Here is a 14,483-nt window from a genome sequence, read left to right as displayed (position 1 = left end):
GTTCTTATAATTTGATTACTGAGGCCCACAACTTTCGCCATATGCGCCAGCTGGTAGGAGCCATTCTTCATCATGGTTAAAAATGATTTGTTGATCATAAATTTGGGATGTTGCCAATGTGGCCAGTTCCTTAGTAATATTAGGATATGGATTTCCACACCTGATCAGCGACTTTAGATCCGTATTCCTCTTAATGGTGACTCCGAATTGTTCCTCGTATGATATGATTTCGTTTCCCTGATCCGGACTGACTGAATACGCGCTGGCAAACTGATCGGCATTTCCGAAAATGCAAAATTTACAGCTGCATCGTGACCAGCCCATATAATAACAGGGATGCACTCTTACTCGGTATCTTTTTATAATGTCCCAAACTTCGGATTCTTTCCAGTCGCGCAATGGTCGCCAACGGTCAACATACCTTTTTAGCTTTCCGTTACGGCCATCAGAACGATCTACCTCTAATATTTTGTACTTGGACCTGGCGCTACTTTCTTCGCCACGCTCACCTGATAAAATCGCGGTTTTGATACCGTTGAAACGTTCTTGATTACGGATCGCGATGGAACAGACATCTATCTTCATATATGCAGAGCACCAACGGACTTTTAAGTCAGCTGCTACCTGGGGAAACTTTAACCGAGTTGCCAATTTTCCCACTATTCCACCAACTTTTTTTAAGATATTATTAGGCCCTTCGAACCAAGTAGGGGCTGTCCGCTGATTATCCCGAAGCATTTCACGTTTGAATCCTCCTTCTTTCCAACTAAAGTAAATCTGTAATCCAAATGCATCCGCAAATTTCTTGCAGTAATCGTGCGTACATTCCCAGTCCATAAACGCATTTTCATTTCCATCGATGTCATGATGCCAAAGCTCTATTTTGGACGGATCGATACCCAAATCCAATAGATAAAGCACTAAGGCGATCGAATCCTTTCCGCCACTAAAAGCAATAATATATTTGTCATAATGAATCTTCATTAGTTGTTTAATTGATTGTCTGAATAATTTGATTGATTTAGCCCTCGATAGGTCTCAAAGTTTTGATTTCGATCTGCTTGTGTGCGTTGACTTTGACAGGGTCGGTATTGACTTCTTTCAGTTCATTTAAAAGCGTCTGAACCATTTGTATGGCGTCGTGATCAGATGTACGTGCCTTGTCCAAGACCTGCTCAAGGAAAAACATAAAGTGATGGCGTCGTGTATAAGGGATGGGCTTCTGTGAAAGCAGGATTGCTTCCTCGTAAATTCTATCTTCCGGCAGATTGAGCAAAGCTTTAAGAGCGAGCAAAACACCGTAGTGGGTATCTTGTACCACCGCGTGGCGTTCGGGCAATACTAAACGTATTTCAAGCCTTGCAGCGATCTCCTTTAAGCCGGTCAGGTGTTTGTCGATCTGTTTGCCAAGATCTTTTAATCCGATCAGTCTTGTGCCACGTAGGGCATAGGCAAATAGTTCGATTTTGGCCTCGTATTCCTCGGATACGAAATACTTGATTGCCCCGGCTAATCCGACTATATCGCAGATTGTCGTCTGTAATTTGCGGATTGCTTCCGCCTGTAGTTCCTGTGTTGTTTTCCCAGTAGGGTTATGTGTTTTTGTGCTGATTGTGTTCATTTTGTTTTTGTTTCAATTTTTTACTGATGATATTGCTCACTGTTGACTGACTGACATTATAGATCTGCCCCAAATGGTAGATGGTATATGTTCCCGATAACCAGGCTTCAAATAGTGCATCCCGCTGTCTGTCCGTCAGTCTGTTCATTACTTTGTGTTTGTTACGCCACATCTAGGGCAATTGAGCCCCTCTAAGCGCATGTCAAATATTTCATGGCAACTAGTACACTCGTGCCATTTTTCGTGATTGAGGATTAAGAATTGATATTTCATTTAAATGATTCTTAAGTTGTCATTGTCCAGCAGTTTTTCGATGTATTCGATTTTTCGGATGATCAGATCCCCAGTCGGGATATCGTATTCCGTATCCATCTGATAAAATCCGATGGCCGTCTGTACGTCCCCGTTTCGGTCAGATCCGTGGATCTTGGTGTCATTGATAAGTTCCATTGTCCATTTGATTGCATCCATGGGACCGAGAAATGTCTCGTAGACCTGAAAGATCCTTCCCAGGTGATCGATAAATCGAACACCTAGGCGAATGCGGATCCTGTCATTTGGATTGTACTTCGGTCTCATTTTCGTAGACAACAAAGGATCTTACCCTGATATCAATGTTTCCGATTGAAAGCGGCAGCTTTTCCGAATCAATGATCTTTTGTGCTTCTGCACGTGACTGTTCCAAGTTGTACGTCCGGATCTCGGTACCTCCATGAAGTGGACGGGAATGCTTATGTGGCAGCTTGGCCAATAGGATATTGGTGTACTTCATTATGTTATTTATTTGCTGTAGGTGCGTAAATCAATTTCGCCTGTTCGGCTGTAATCTTTTTGACATTCAACCAGTAGGTTCGACTGTTAACTTGGTACTGCATGGGGATGCTGTCGTTTATACGAGTTAGAATTCCAACCATGGGCAGTCTGTCTTCACTATCGTAAGCGACAACCAAATCGCCGATTTTCGGCATAGCCATGGATTGTTTTTCTGTATTAGCTTCTTGTTCCTTTTTAATCGCAATTGTTTTTTCTTCTTCCGATTTCAACCACTCCTTTAGCACATTTTTAAAGGGCGGAAGAGGAAAATTAAAAAGTGTGTTTTTCCAAGGATCTATAAGCTGCCTTTGAAACGGCGTCAATTTTGAGAAGTAAAATCTTGTGAATGGAATTGCATCGAAAGGATGGAGAGATTTTTCTAGATCCTCTAAAATAGATTTAGCCTTATCAGGATCAACCAGTATTGGCTTTATTGCCATTTTCTTTGCAAAATCAGTCATAAATGTTTCTGTTCGATCGAACGAATCACCAAGTTTACAGATACGCTCCAAGGCCGTAAAATCAATTCCTTTCGTTTCGTCAAGATCAATTTTCCGGATTGAAACGCCATTGATCGGCAACGGTCTCAAACCTGAAAACGGAGGGCATCCAAACGATTCTATTATCATATCGTGGATATCTTTGGACTTATCTTTAATTGGATCAGCGTCCTTATTGGCTGAAATTTCAGAAAGCATCTTTTTAAGTTTTTTAGGACTGATCACTTCGTGTGTATCGCTAGGCTTAACGAAGTCCCAAATTTGTAATCTGCCAACACATCCTATCAGGGCATAACGAGTGTAAGGAACTGCGCCTTCTGCCAACCTGTGCAATACAATTTTGTTCACTTTTGTTGGGAAGGATCTTAAAATAGCTGCTACTTTTTTCGCTTTCTTAGGTGTAGAAACGTCTACATGGATCTGTGTAATTGATTTCATTTTTTGTGTGTTATTAATATTTTAAAAATTGATTTGTTCCTGTTTGTCTTTCGGTGCTGGCGGAAGATCGACATGTTTGTTCATGGCTTCTTTTGCCGCTGCTGGATCCACATTGACGTTTAGCGGCACATCGTGCTTCGTCTTGATGTACATAAATTCCTTGCTTACCATTCGTCCGGTTTCTGTCCAGCTTCCGTCACGCTGTATCTGCTTTTCAGGTGTCTTGTGAATGATCCTGTTTCCTTTGGAGTTATGCAGTTCTTTAGGCGACAGCTCGTAATTGTTGAGCTTACAGAATGCGCGCAGAGCCTTTGAAAACCGCTGTGTCTTCCATCCCTTGCGATACTTGTGGTCGAAATCCTTGAACGCTTCCTCCCGAACGATAAGGCGGTCTACGTTTGTGGATCCTTCGTCGAAGTATGCCGCTGCCCATTCCTCGAAGTCAGGCCCCATTTCGGCTTTCAGATTCCGGATATTGACGTTCGACATAGGTGGATCCAGTTTCTCTGCAACGGTCAGATAAAACCGTAGACAGTACATCATGGTATTGTAGAAAGCATTCCATTCTTCGCGCGTGAAATCGTCGAAAAGGTTTTTGCCAAAATCGTGGGATGGCTTGCGTATCTCGTTATAGTCATCCCGTTCGCCTTTATTATGGTAGTAGTCACTAAATACCGTGTAAAGGATTCGGCGTTCTACGGATGGGTCGATATCGCGCAACGTATAATTGGATGAAATGCAGAACTTGGCAACCTTGGCATAAGGAATCTCATACGGTGCTGTGTTTTTTGGATTGACAGTAAGCGATCCAGTGATCACGTCAAAAAAGAAATGAAAATTCAGATATTCGTGCGCGTCATCAATACATACATAGCGGTGGTACTCGGTCAGTCCGTGGTAGATAAACTGGTTTTCGGTAATCTTCGGATTACGTCCGCCAATATAAAATCGTTTTCGCATTACTTTGGATAAAGCAATATTAAGAGCGATGGATTTTCCCGAACCCCCATAAGATCCGCCGTCCTCATTGATTTTGTTATCCATCCCGAAAATGCACCACGGTTTGTCAGGATCCTTGAACCTGTGCTCCATGTAGCCGATCGCAAATATTTTATTGATCAGGTGCAGTTTCTGTTCGGTAATTTCCTCGGGCGTCAGTAATGGTCCAGCGATATTGAACTTGTTATCCTTTTTGTATTGCTCGCGTTCAGCTGGCGAAAGATTCTGCAATCTTGTTTCCAGTTCGGTACGCCAGTGGATCCGTGATGTTTGGATAAGGTAATTGAGGAACAGGTCATCTTGCGTATTAATCCGGATATCGTACTGTCCTGTGTTATCGTCCATCCAAATCGTGAAAGGCTCTTCCTTATTTAATTTGAAATGGTGCTCGATAACATCTTCCTTCCAGATGAACCGTTTTACAGATCCCGGGTTGTACTGTTCGATACCAGCTGCTGTAATACGTAATGTGGTATTTGGAAACATGTAAAACTGCTCATGCTTACCCGTGTCATTAAAGTCGACCTCAATAAGAGGTAAGTTTGAAAGACTGTTCTCGGACAATTGTGTTGTGCGGTACATGGCATTGCGCAGATCTGTGGACAGACGGCGTTCCTGCAGGAAATTGTGGACAAAGTTTTTTACCTCATTTGGTTCAATCTTGGTGACGATATTTCCCTCGATCTTGATAAACATATATCCGTTTTTCTCGGCAGGTGAATTGAGACGATAGAAACCGTTCTTACCTAGAAAATTATAGGCATGTACGTTGTTAAAATCGAACGTGAATCCCGTTTGGATCCGATCTTCGCCTTTGCCGCTAAACTTCGGACGGATATCCCAAAAACGATAGGGAAGGGCAGTGTTCAGAACAGCCTTAAAATCTTGATTTTTATAGTGATTAAAGAAGTCCCGAAGATCTTTGCAGCTACCACCACGGCGGTCTTTTTTCTTTGTAAGCTCTTTGGGTAGTTCCGCCGTCAAAAGATCGAGATAGTCCATGGCTTTGACATGTGCCTGCGCGATACCTGTGTCATCAATATCCTGTAACTGGATGACTTTATCAGCGATATATGACATGCTCCAATATTGCTGCTGCGTGAGCGTGGCAGTCTCGGAGTTCGGCCAGGTTACCCAGTAGCCCAATAGTGCTGCAGTGAGCGCATCGCTACCACCGCTTAAATATAAAATTTCATCAATCTTTTCAGCTACGACTTTCTTCTTTTTGGACGGAAGGGGATTTCCTTCATGGTCGGTTTCCTCGTCGTCGGATTTATTGTCTTTTTCCGCTTCCAGTTCCCGACGTCTGAATTCATGCTGGGCCTGCGATAAACCATGTAAAAAATCCTTTGGACGTTTTCCTGAATACCTGAATCTGTTGCCTTTGTTGATGTGTTTTGGCACATAGATCTTCGCAAAAGTTTCTTTATCATTTACCTGTTCTATCCAAGCAAACATCGGATAATCATCCGTAGAGCTGTAAACTGTAGCTATGCGATTATCGATATATCTGTAAGATTCCAGTGCCCAAAAATTGTATTTCTTACATACCTCATGTACTTTTTTTGCGGCTGTCTTTCGGGCATTTACTGCGTGATCATCTGCCCCAGTACGCCAACCAATTGCAGTCAATGCGTAACGAGGGAAAAGATGTTCAATTTCCTTTTCACTCAACGTTTCTTTGACCTTATAGTAATATTGCTTTTCGTCCTGATCGCTAGCTGCTGGCTCCGTTGTTTTGATCGGCTTAGGTGCCTTGGATGGATCCGCGCCCTGTACGTTATATCTCAAAGCCAGTTCATTGATAGCTGTTACGAAATCAATCCCGTTTTCAGTCCTATAGAATTCTACCGCATTCATGCCCTTAGCTTCCTTACCGCCCCCAAAATCCGTCACTATCCAAATATCATTTTGATTTTTGAACAGATTTGCAGACGCTGTCTTTTCAGTGCGCAGCTTGAATTTTTTATTGCGATTCCGCGCGCTTTCTTCGGCATCCGGATATAGATCAATGATGATATCCAGCCCGCCATTGGTAGCGTCGAAAATGTCCTGTATGTCTATGCGATATTCTGACATGGTTTAGTCCTCTATTTCGGGTTTACGTGATAAAATGAAAATGGATAGCGCCAGGAAAAAAACTAGCCCGAATAGGAAAAGTGCTATAATAACGTGCTTTAGTGTTGTGATTTGTGAAGCCTGTAATGTGATGATCTCATCTTGTGTTTTGACAAGGGATGTTAATAGTTCAGTTTTCATAACTATCGTTTTTCTTGGGTGAACTGAATAATTGATTGCACTGAATTTAGGTTTGTGTCTATGACACTATAGCCCTCCAGCCAAGGCGCGTTATGGTCAAAAAGAACGTAGTCAAGCCCTTTAAGCTCGCATGTAAATACGTTCTTTGTGGTAACGTTGTACATCCAAAGACCTTTCAGATTATTGACTCGGTACTCATTTGGCAAACCGCTTACTAACTGTTTTAATTTTGTGGCTGATTTTAAATCGTTGATAAGAAGAAAGTTGAATGCTGGTCTATCGGATTCGACAAAACTTGTCTGTTCCGTGATCATTTGAACGTCTACACTTTCAGGCCCGCCAACATGCAGGTACCTTTTGTCTTTTAGAAATTGTTTCGCTAATATGGTTCTATCGGTTTCATTTGAGCCGATAATGATATATCCTTTTTTCATGATGTTATTGATTTGAGTATTTACGGATTAGATCTTCGGTGCTGAAGTGGATGCCTATACCGAACAGTGCGGCGGCTTTATGCTCTAACTGTGCACCTGCGGAATACTGCCATCCATCTAGGAAAATGATATCAGTAGCTTGGCTGGCCAATGTGATCATGCCAGCCCGATAGTATTTCGGATCTGATGGGTTTGTGGATTTGATCGACTCGCAAAACTCGTGAGGATTAAGCGTTTGAAACCCTAAGCTTTCGAGCTCGTTTTGCATAGTTTTGAATGCTGACCGATTAAGATCATCATGTCCCGAGATAGGGCCAGCTATGTAGACTGTTGATTTATTTTTGTTCATTTTGTTGTATTTAGATTTCTTAAATATCACAAATGTTGTATTTTTTGACATGCGTTGTCCCAGCTCTATTTCTAGCTTGAGGATCCCCGGTATAAAGAACTTTAAATAATTACCGTATTCTAGTGGGGCTTATTTTTATTTTGGCGTATTTATAATACACATATGTCATATCAGTTGTACCACAACCTATACAGTTGTCAGGTATACAACAAATTTGATGTACTTTTTTGTTGTCTTAAAAGAATTAGGAATTAAAACTAATTTGCTTAACTCTAAAAAGAATCTCACGAGCAGTAGTGATAATATTTCTATCATGCTTCGGTTTGTGTGTTCTTAACTCTTTGTCTACTAATTGTCTTGATACTTTTACTCCATTCTTTAAAAGTTCATCTCTTACTAATTTTTTAATAGGTGCATCTACGTTTTGGTAGAAAAACAATACTTCTTCAGGATCAATAGTTATACAACTTTTGTCATTTTGTGGCATGACTTTTGTTGTTTCCGTGCTGTTGTTTTTTTGTCGTGACATTTTGTTGTTACGTTTTGTTAATACTAATTGTTGTTTTTGTTTGCATTTCCTTTTTGCTACAACAAATATATACAACAAATGTAGTATTACGGTAATCCGTAACAACATATGTTGTAATTTATTTAATAAATGGCTGATATTCAAAAAGAAAAAATTATTGAACGATTTAAATTTTTGCGAAGCAAACTAAAAAAATCACAATTTGAAATGGCGGAAGATACCGGAGTGAGGCAAGCCTCAATATCCGCTTATGAAAAGGGTGTAAGAGATATTACTGCTAAATTTCTTTTGAAATTAGAGGAGGCATATAATGTCAATCGCGACTGGTTGACACGTGGAGTAGGAGCGATGTTTAATCAAAGTGAACCTTATTATGAAGAAACTTTACATCCTCCAAAAGAGCAGGAGAATATCTCGGTTCATGATGATTTTATTGTTGATGAACCCGATGATTCTGAGATGTTCGATATCCTTTTAGAAAATATGAAATCTATTTTTGAAAAACAGGCTCAGGAAATTAAACTTCTGCGTGCAGAGAATAGCAATTTGCAGAAGTTAGTGTCAATGTTTAAACGGTAAACAAAGTTATTTTATGAAAAAGTTTTTTATTGGGTTATTGTTTTTAGCCGGGGGGACAGCATTGGGGCAAGCAAGAGGTGGGCTTACTGATTCTACTTTTCTAATAACCTTAAAAGAAATAGGACCAGTTAGTGAATCCGTTCGAAATCATCAATTGAAAATGTTGGATGAAAGATTGTCAGAGATGACAGATTCAAACCCATACCGGACTTCATATGTAGCATATCGAAAAGATTTAAACTCAATGGAATTTGGTAATGCATATACTAAGCATATTGACTCGCTTAGCAAAACCGACATGAAGGGTTTAAAACGATCTTGGGATGAGTTCAAAATGCATTATATAATTGAAGCTAAAAATGCTAAGTATTCTCCATTATCACCTTTTTTGATTGTTGATGGTCTGAATGTACATTTAAAGCTAGCTGTAAACTATCGAGGTAGTGATTGGATATTTATGAATAGAGCATCCGTAATGACAGATGAAGATTTATATGATATCATTTTCGATCATGAAGTAAAACAAGATGTCTTTACAGGCTCTACTGTAAAGGAATGGGTTTACCTTGATGCCACCCCAAAAATAATGGCTATCATGCGTAATATTTCCACAACTTCTGGCGATGTGAAGATACGCCTAGAGGGCGAAAAATACATTGATAGAAAGCTAACCGGCACGCAGGTGGATGATATCCGTAAGATCATGTCGGCTTATGACAAATTGAAAAAGCTGGAAAAATAATATTCTGTGTACACCTTTTGTACACCTTGATGGTTAAGTGTTTGATAATATGTTGTTTAATTATATCGGCTCCGGGTACAAAAAGCTTCTCGATTGAGAGGCTTTTTTTTTACTCCATTTTCTTCGGAACTAAGTGCTGTACCATTTAATAGATCGTTATAGTTGTGGATCATACCGAAAGTTTGGGGGAGGAGAAGTTTTTAAGCATACAATTTCATTACTCTATATAGGAAGAATGTGGTGTCCCTTACACCGCGAAAGACACTCCTGAACGCTTTGAGCTTTGCATTGAAAGATTCTGCTGAAGCATTGGTGCTTCTATTGTCGAAGTAGTGTAGAATGTATTGATGATGCGCTGCAATGGATCTTGCTACGCTCTCAAATGAAGCGATGCCCGCATTTTCAACCTGATTATGCCACAGTCCCAGTTTGGTAAATGCTATCTTTTTGTCCTGGCATTTATTGAATATCACCCAGGGCAATTCCAAGGTCATAAGCGAGCTTTAGCTTGGGAAACCGCATGAACAACAATTCAGCTCGGTGTTTCTGGTTTTCGGACCATCGGCTTGGGTGTTTGAACAAGAGGTGTCTGGATCTAGCCAGTAGCTGTTTGAGCGTGTCTCCATTAGGCAACAACTCGGGTTCATATGGGATTCCTCCCTTTCGCGATTCCATTATCTTCTTGCTTTCCGCATCCAATACTTCCCAACGATACTTAATACGAAGTTCCTGCACTGCATCGTAAGCTAACTTTTGGACATGGAACCGGTCGACCACACGCCTGGCATTCCTGAAACATCTACGGATTGCCTTGGCCATGTTCGGCGCCATATCCATGGTCACCTCCTTTACCTTATTCCTTGACCGTAAAGGTATTAACTCAAGAACAGTGATGATATCTTCGGCCTTGGTGCCCTTGATAGTCGCTAGGATCGTCCCTTTACCTCCTTTTGCCGATTTACTGCTAACAATGGTATATAATTCACCGTTGCTAAAACTGGTCTCATCGATGCTCAAGCGTTCAGAGATGTTCCCGGGGAAAAGAGTCCATCGCTCTGCATGTGGCTTTTGGCTCCAGTCATGGAAGTCACTGAGATGGTTCTTGTATTGATCCTGAAGTTGCTTGCCGTCCACCTGGAAGAATAACCCTACCAATTGGGCACTGACAGGATAGTTATCCAAATATCTTCTTTAAAAAAAGCCCGAATTCAGTCGTCATTCGAGTACCCTCACGCACCAGGTTCCAATCTCTTGTGATAATATCTCCCGTATCTAACACTGTCCAGCGGCGGCGGCGGATATGTAGAGTAACTTTCTGACCTCTAATGGGAAAGTCTGAAATCTCTGTGGAAGGCATAAAGCCCTTTGACTCCAACTTGCTGTTCTCATAGCCCGTTGGAGCAATATTAAGCTCGTCTAGATAAATGTGGAGCTGATTGTCAACCTGATCGACTTCTAAAATCTGAAAGTATTCTAAAAGCCCTTCGGGCATCAATAGGGATAGTAATTTACGTTCGGCGTCTTGCAAGGGATATCTGTATTAAACAAACTAAACTAGGAAATTTTTTGTATTCCCCCAAGAATTCTGCTTGATCCATAGTTGTTTTCGAATTATTTTGCAGTTTACTTCCATCTCTATAGATCGTTGTTGAGTGCATATAGTCCGACGGGCAAAAACGAAAAACACCATAATACAGGGTACTATGGTGTTACATGAATATGTGGTTTGATTAGTTTTTCGCTAAGACCATTTCCGGTTCTTCTTTTCCTCCATGACAGGTTTTGCAGGAAATTGCTTTGGCTGGTGTATTATCCCAGCTACGATTAAAATATTTTTTGTTGATCTTCTGGGTCATTTTGATCATAGCCCGACCAATTTCCTTTTTGTGATTCTCATCGCTTGCAAAATCCATCTTTTTAGGATCTTCTTTAGATGGGGCATGACAAAAACCGCATTTTACACCCAAAGCAACATTGAACTCCTTCATTGTGGAAATCAACTCATCATGGGAAATGTTTTTCGGAAGAACTTTTAAATTGGTTGGTTTAGGTTCTTCCTTGGGTTTTTCTTGCTGAAAGCTGAATGCGCTCAATGCAAGGGTAATCGCAAACACGGATGCAATTGCAGCTAATTTATTGAATTGTTTCATTTCTCTTTTCCTTTTATGCTTAACTAAATATAAGGATAAGGAGATAATTTACAAACAAAAAATGAAGTTATTATGACAATTTAGATTGATTATTATTTACGCACTGCATCCACCACATTCCAGCTCTGACTATTGAGCTGATAGTTTATCGTTAATAGCTTTCCTTTAATTGTTACCACTTTTAAGCTTGTGGAGTCAGAAGAAGACCAGGTGCTATCATTCGTTTGACTGAGTCTGAGCGATGTAATGCTGGGAACTCCTGTGAAAAATTCGATTTTATAGGAATCTGTGCTTTCTTTCAGTACACGTATCAGCCGATTATCCCGATCTACTTCCAGAGAATTGTCCTGATATTGGACACGACCAATAAAGCTGCCACTAGCATCGGCAGCAGCACCACCCGTATCTTCATTTTTTGCACATGAGGCGATTAGGATTATGAATAAACTGAGCGCAACTAAGGGGGTAATCAACTTCATGTGTGTAATTTTTTGCACTAAAATAAGGTTTTTTGGTTAAAAACTCAATTGATTAAGCCCGAAATAATGTTAATTGTCAATGCTACGACAAATGTATTTAAGGCAAAGGAGAGGAGTCCATGAAATAGTGCGACCCGTCGTATCTTTTTGGAAGAGATACCAACATCGGATACCTGGAATGTGCATCCCATAACAAATGAAAAATAGGCAAAATCGATGTAATCGGGTTTGTCATCTCCTGGAAACTCTAAGCCATCTCCATTTGACTTATTTTCGTAATATAGGCGTGCATAATGAAAGGTGTAGATGGTATGAACCAATACCCAGGAGGCCAGCATGGCTAGCATGCAGATGATAATGATATAAGCATCGTTCAGCTCTCTGTCCTTACTGGATACAATAATCATGAGGACCGAAACAAAACATCCGAGTGTCACTAGGATGATAAATAGGGAGACGAAGAGGCGACTGCCATCTTCTTGCTGTGCCTTTTTTGCGATAGTGGCAATAGGCATTGTATAAAAAGTAAACCAAGATATAACAATGTAGGAGACACAAAAACCAAACCAGCATAACATTAGGTTCAACAGGGGAAGGGATCGAATGGGCGATATAAGATAGATCAGGAGAAACATGCAAACTGAAAGCAAAGCCCGGTCAATGGATTTCATCCGATGTAGGTAGAGGTTAATTCTCGCCATTTTACTTGTTATTTAGCAATCAAACTGTACATCAGCTTCAAAGGTAAGTGCATTACCATGATTAGACAGAAATAAAAACATCGCTTCTTCCTCATAGTTGTTTGGGTTAGAAAAAATAAAATCTAAGGCGCCATCCCGATCGATATCACCAACGAAAAGTGTAGACATAAATACATCATCATATTGATCAACCTGAAAGAGTGTTTTTTCTTTATTCTCCTTATTCAGTATATAGTTTAATTTATAATTAGTCACCTCATGAAACAACTTCTCGTGACCTTTTTCATCGGTTTGTATCTCTGTGGATTTTATTGTTCCCAATGCTTTGAGCGTGACTTTTTGATTTTTAAAAGAATATTCAACGGACTCTTTTGGCCATATTTCGGAGTGGGCCACTTTTACATTTTCTATGGAACCGGCCTGGAGTCCTTTCAATTTAAGAAAGAGCACAGAGTTTCTACGCGATTCAACATTTTTGGTTGGCACTTGGGCGCAATCGTCAAAACCATCCTTGATTTCATAGTCTACTTTTTCGAGATAATATTTGCCATTTTCCTCGTAAAGGTCAAACCAGTCTTTATCTAAGACGGTTGTAGGATCCTCTTTTTCCCATATTCGGTAGCTGCGAACGAGAAAAATCTGTCCTTTGGAGGAATCAGCAGCAACATTGCTGCCTACAGTCACTTGGGGTAACGTGTCCGATGTCTTGATCGTATCAGATAGACCTCTACTTTGTTGTGAAGAGGGATTTATACATGCTTGAATGGAAAACAAGCCCAATAGCAAAGCAAAGGCATTATAAATATTCATATACGGTGAATTTAATTTAAATATATAAAATTCACCGTATATAAAACGAGCGTTTTTTAGGCGAGCGCATCTTTTAGCAATGAAAATGAATTGCAGCATTTGTCATCGTCAAAAATGTAAGAAGTAGCCATAATCTCATCTACTTTATGATCTTTTACAAATTTCTCTATTTCTGGACGTATTTTAGCTCCGTCACCAATGAAAGCACATGAAGCCATGCTTTTTACAGCTTGCTCTATTGCTGGGATACCTTTGTAAATTACTTCTTGTGTGGGTTCTGACAGCGGTCTTCTTGTATTTGTTACAATGCCGGCAAATAGATTATAGAAACTTGTTGCTAAAAATTCCGCTTCGTCAGTACTGTCTGCCGCTATAACATTGACACAGGAGATGAAGTAAGGTTTTTCCAACACGTCAGATGGCACGAAATTCTGATGATAGATCATACTCGCCGAAGCAAATTGCGCGGGTGCAAAATGTGTCGCAAAGGCATAAGGAAGGCCTAGGCTAGCTGCCAAATAGGCGCTATCAGTGCTCGAGCCCAAAATGTAAAGTGGAATATCCAAACCTTCGCCAGGAAAGGCGCGAACTTTTGCGTCAAAGTTTTCGGCACTGAAATATCGTTGCAAGTCTTTCACTTCTTGAGGAAATTGAAATGCGGTATTCAGGTTATTTCTGCGCAATGCCATTGCCGTCAATTGGTCTGTGCCGGGAGCGCGGCCCAAACCCAGGTCAATACGTCCCGGAAATAATGTCTCCAATGTACCAAACTGTTCTGCAATAACTAGAGGAGCATGATTGGGTAGCATAATTCCTCCCGATCCTACGCGGATATGGTTGGTATTTGATGCAATATGCTGTATAAGGAGGGATGTTGCGGAGCTGGCAATATATTCCATGTTATGATGTTCAGCAACCCAAATCCTTTTAAAATCCAGTTTTTCTATATGTTGTGCGATTTTAACGGTACGTGCTAGGGCACTCGCAGTATTTTCTCCTTTTTTGATAGGAGCCAAATCCAATGCTGATAATGCTATTTTATCCATACATTAAAATTACAGAGAAGATTTTCGACAATTG

At 40.5% G+C, this 14,483-nt stretch carries 21 protein-coding genes; 2 read left to right on the top strand and 19 right to left on the bottom strand.

The window, feature by feature from the left end:
- Nucleotides 1-15 precede the first annotated feature (15 nt).
- From OK025_RS21850 to OK025_RS21800, 11 genes are all read right to left on the bottom strand, one after another.
- The gene (locus OK025_RS21850) at nt 16-984 is read right to left on the bottom strand and encodes a phosphoadenosine phosphosulfate reductase family protein (protein ID WP_317666839.1); all 969 of its coding nucleotides are present in this window, start codon (nt 982-984) and stop codon (nt 16-18) included.
- A gap of 37 nt (nt 985-1,021) precedes the next feature.
- Nucleotides 1,022-1,621 carry a hypothetical protein gene (locus tag OK025_RS21845; RefSeq protein WP_317666838.1) on the bottom strand — a complete coding sequence of 200 codons (600 nt, stop codon included), beginning with the start codon at nt 1,619-1,621 and terminating at the stop codon, nt 1,022-1,024.
- Nucleotides 1,593-1,769, bottom strand: coding sequence for a sigma factor-like helix-turn-helix DNA-binding protein (locus OK025_RS21840; protein ID WP_317666837.1), 177 nt, complete (start codon nt 1,767-1,769; stop codon nt 1,593-1,595). The genes OK025_RS21845 and OK025_RS21840 overlap by 29 nt, the downstream gene beginning before the upstream one ends.
- Before the next feature lie 125 nt (nt 1,770-1,894).
- On the bottom strand, nt 1,895-2,200 hold the full coding sequence (locus OK025_RS21835) for a hypothetical protein (protein WP_317666836.1): 306 nt from the start codon (nt 2,198-2,200) through the stop codon (nt 1,895-1,897).
- Nucleotides 2,175-2,393: a hypothetical protein gene (locus OK025_RS21830; protein ID WP_317666835.1), complete on the bottom strand. Its 219-nt coding sequence runs from the start codon at nt 2,391-2,393 to the stop codon at nt 2,175-2,177. The genes OK025_RS21835 and OK025_RS21830 overlap by 26 nt, the downstream gene beginning before the upstream one ends.
- Before the next feature lie 4 nt (nt 2,394-2,397).
- The gene (locus OK025_RS21825) at nt 2,398-3,372 is read right to left on the bottom strand and encodes a hypothetical protein (protein WP_317666834.1); all 975 of its coding nucleotides are present in this window, start codon (nt 3,370-3,372) and stop codon (nt 2,398-2,400) included.
- A gap of 21 nt (nt 3,373-3,393) precedes the next feature.
- Entirely contained in the window at nt 3,394-6,450 is a 3,057-nt protein-coding gene (locus tag OK025_RS21820; protein WP_317666833.1) for a hypothetical protein, read from the bottom strand.
- Between the two features lie 3 nt (nt 6,451-6,453).
- On the bottom strand, nt 6,454-6,630 hold the full coding sequence (locus OK025_RS21815; protein WP_317666832.1) for a hypothetical protein: 177 nt from the start codon (nt 6,628-6,630) through the stop codon (nt 6,454-6,456).
- 2 nt (nt 6,631-6,632) lie between these two features.
- A complete protein-coding gene (locus OK025_RS21810; RefSeq protein ID WP_317666831.1) occupies nt 6,633-7,064 on the bottom strand; it encodes a hypothetical protein in 432 nt (143 codons plus the stop codon).
- Nucleotides 7,065-7,068: 4 nt separating this feature from the next.
- Nucleotides 7,069-7,413 carry a DUF4406 domain-containing protein gene (locus OK025_RS21805; RefSeq protein ID WP_317666830.1) on the bottom strand — a complete coding sequence of 115 codons (345 nt, stop codon included), beginning with the start codon at nt 7,411-7,413 and terminating at the stop codon, nt 7,069-7,071.
- A 244-nt stretch (nt 7,414-7,657) separates the two neighbouring features.
- Nucleotides 7,658-8,050: a hypothetical protein gene (locus OK025_RS21800; RefSeq protein ID WP_317666829.1), complete on the bottom strand. Its 393-nt coding sequence runs from the start codon at nt 8,048-8,050 to the stop codon at nt 7,658-7,660.
- Between the two features lie 21 nt (nt 8,051-8,071).
- Between OK025_RS21800 and OK025_RS21795 the strand changes: the two genes are divergently transcribed.
- The gene (locus tag OK025_RS21795) at nt 8,072-8,521 is read left to right on the top strand and encodes a helix-turn-helix transcriptional regulator (protein WP_317666828.1); all 450 of its coding nucleotides are present in this window, start codon (nt 8,072-8,074) and stop codon (nt 8,519-8,521) included.
- Nucleotides 8,522-8,534: 13 nt separating this feature from the next.
- The gene (locus OK025_RS21790; RefSeq protein WP_317666827.1) at nt 8,535-9,263 is read left to right on the top strand and encodes a hypothetical protein; all 729 of its coding nucleotides are present in this window, start codon (nt 8,535-8,537) and stop codon (nt 9,261-9,263) included.
- Nucleotides 9,264-9,463: 200 nt separating this feature from the next.
- On the opposite strand, the gene OK025_RS21785 is transcribed toward OK025_RS21790, so the two are convergent.
- The 8 genes from OK025_RS21785 to OK025_RS21750 form a co-directional block, all read right to left on the bottom strand.
- Nucleotides 9,464-9,736, bottom strand: a complete 273-nt coding sequence (locus OK025_RS21785) for a transposase (RefSeq protein WP_317664365.1) — start codon at nt 9,734-9,736, stop codon at nt 9,464-9,466.
- Nucleotides 9,723-10,445: a transposase gene (locus tag OK025_RS21780; RefSeq protein ID WP_317664367.1), complete on the bottom strand. Its 723-nt coding sequence runs from the start codon at nt 10,443-10,445 to the stop codon at nt 9,723-9,725. Before OK025_RS21780 ends, OK025_RS21785 begins: the two co-directional genes overlap by 14 nt.
- Nucleotides 10,438-10,791, bottom strand: a complete 354-nt coding sequence (locus tag OK025_RS21775; RefSeq protein WP_286851555.1) for a transposase — start codon at nt 10,789-10,791, stop codon at nt 10,438-10,440. The genes OK025_RS21780 and OK025_RS21775 overlap by 8 nt, the downstream gene beginning before the upstream one ends.
- Before the next feature lie 202 nt (nt 10,792-10,993).
- Nucleotides 10,994-11,413, bottom strand: coding sequence for a c-type cytochrome (locus OK025_RS21770; protein WP_317666826.1), 420 nt, complete (start codon nt 11,411-11,413; stop codon nt 10,994-10,996).
- Nucleotides 11,414-11,505: 92 nt separating this feature from the next.
- Nucleotides 11,506-11,892, bottom strand: coding sequence for a hypothetical protein (locus OK025_RS21765; protein ID WP_317666825.1), 387 nt, complete (start codon nt 11,890-11,892; stop codon nt 11,506-11,508).
- Nucleotides 11,893-11,936: 44 nt separating this feature from the next.
- Nucleotides 11,937-12,593, bottom strand: a complete 657-nt coding sequence (locus tag OK025_RS21760) for a DUF1345 domain-containing protein (protein ID WP_317666824.1) — start codon at nt 12,591-12,593, stop codon at nt 11,937-11,939.
- 12 nt (nt 12,594-12,605) lie between these two features.
- Nucleotides 12,606-13,403, bottom strand: coding sequence for a hypothetical protein (locus OK025_RS21755; RefSeq protein ID WP_317666823.1), 798 nt, complete (start codon nt 13,401-13,403; stop codon nt 12,606-12,608).
- A 56-nt stretch (nt 13,404-13,459) separates the two neighbouring features.
- A complete protein-coding gene (locus OK025_RS21750) occupies nt 13,460-14,449 on the bottom strand; it encodes an LLM class flavin-dependent oxidoreductase (protein ID WP_317666822.1) in 990 nt (329 codons plus the stop codon).
- Nucleotides 14,450-14,483 lie beyond the last annotated feature (34 nt).

It is taken from the genome of Sphingobacterium sp. UGAL515B_05 (assembly GCF_033097525.1).
Lineage (GTDB): Bacteria > Bacteroidota > Bacteroidia > Sphingobacteriales > Sphingobacteriaceae > Sphingobacterium.
Note: the sequence above shows the minus strand (reverse complement) of the source record. Positions and strands in the feature narration are given on the sequence as shown.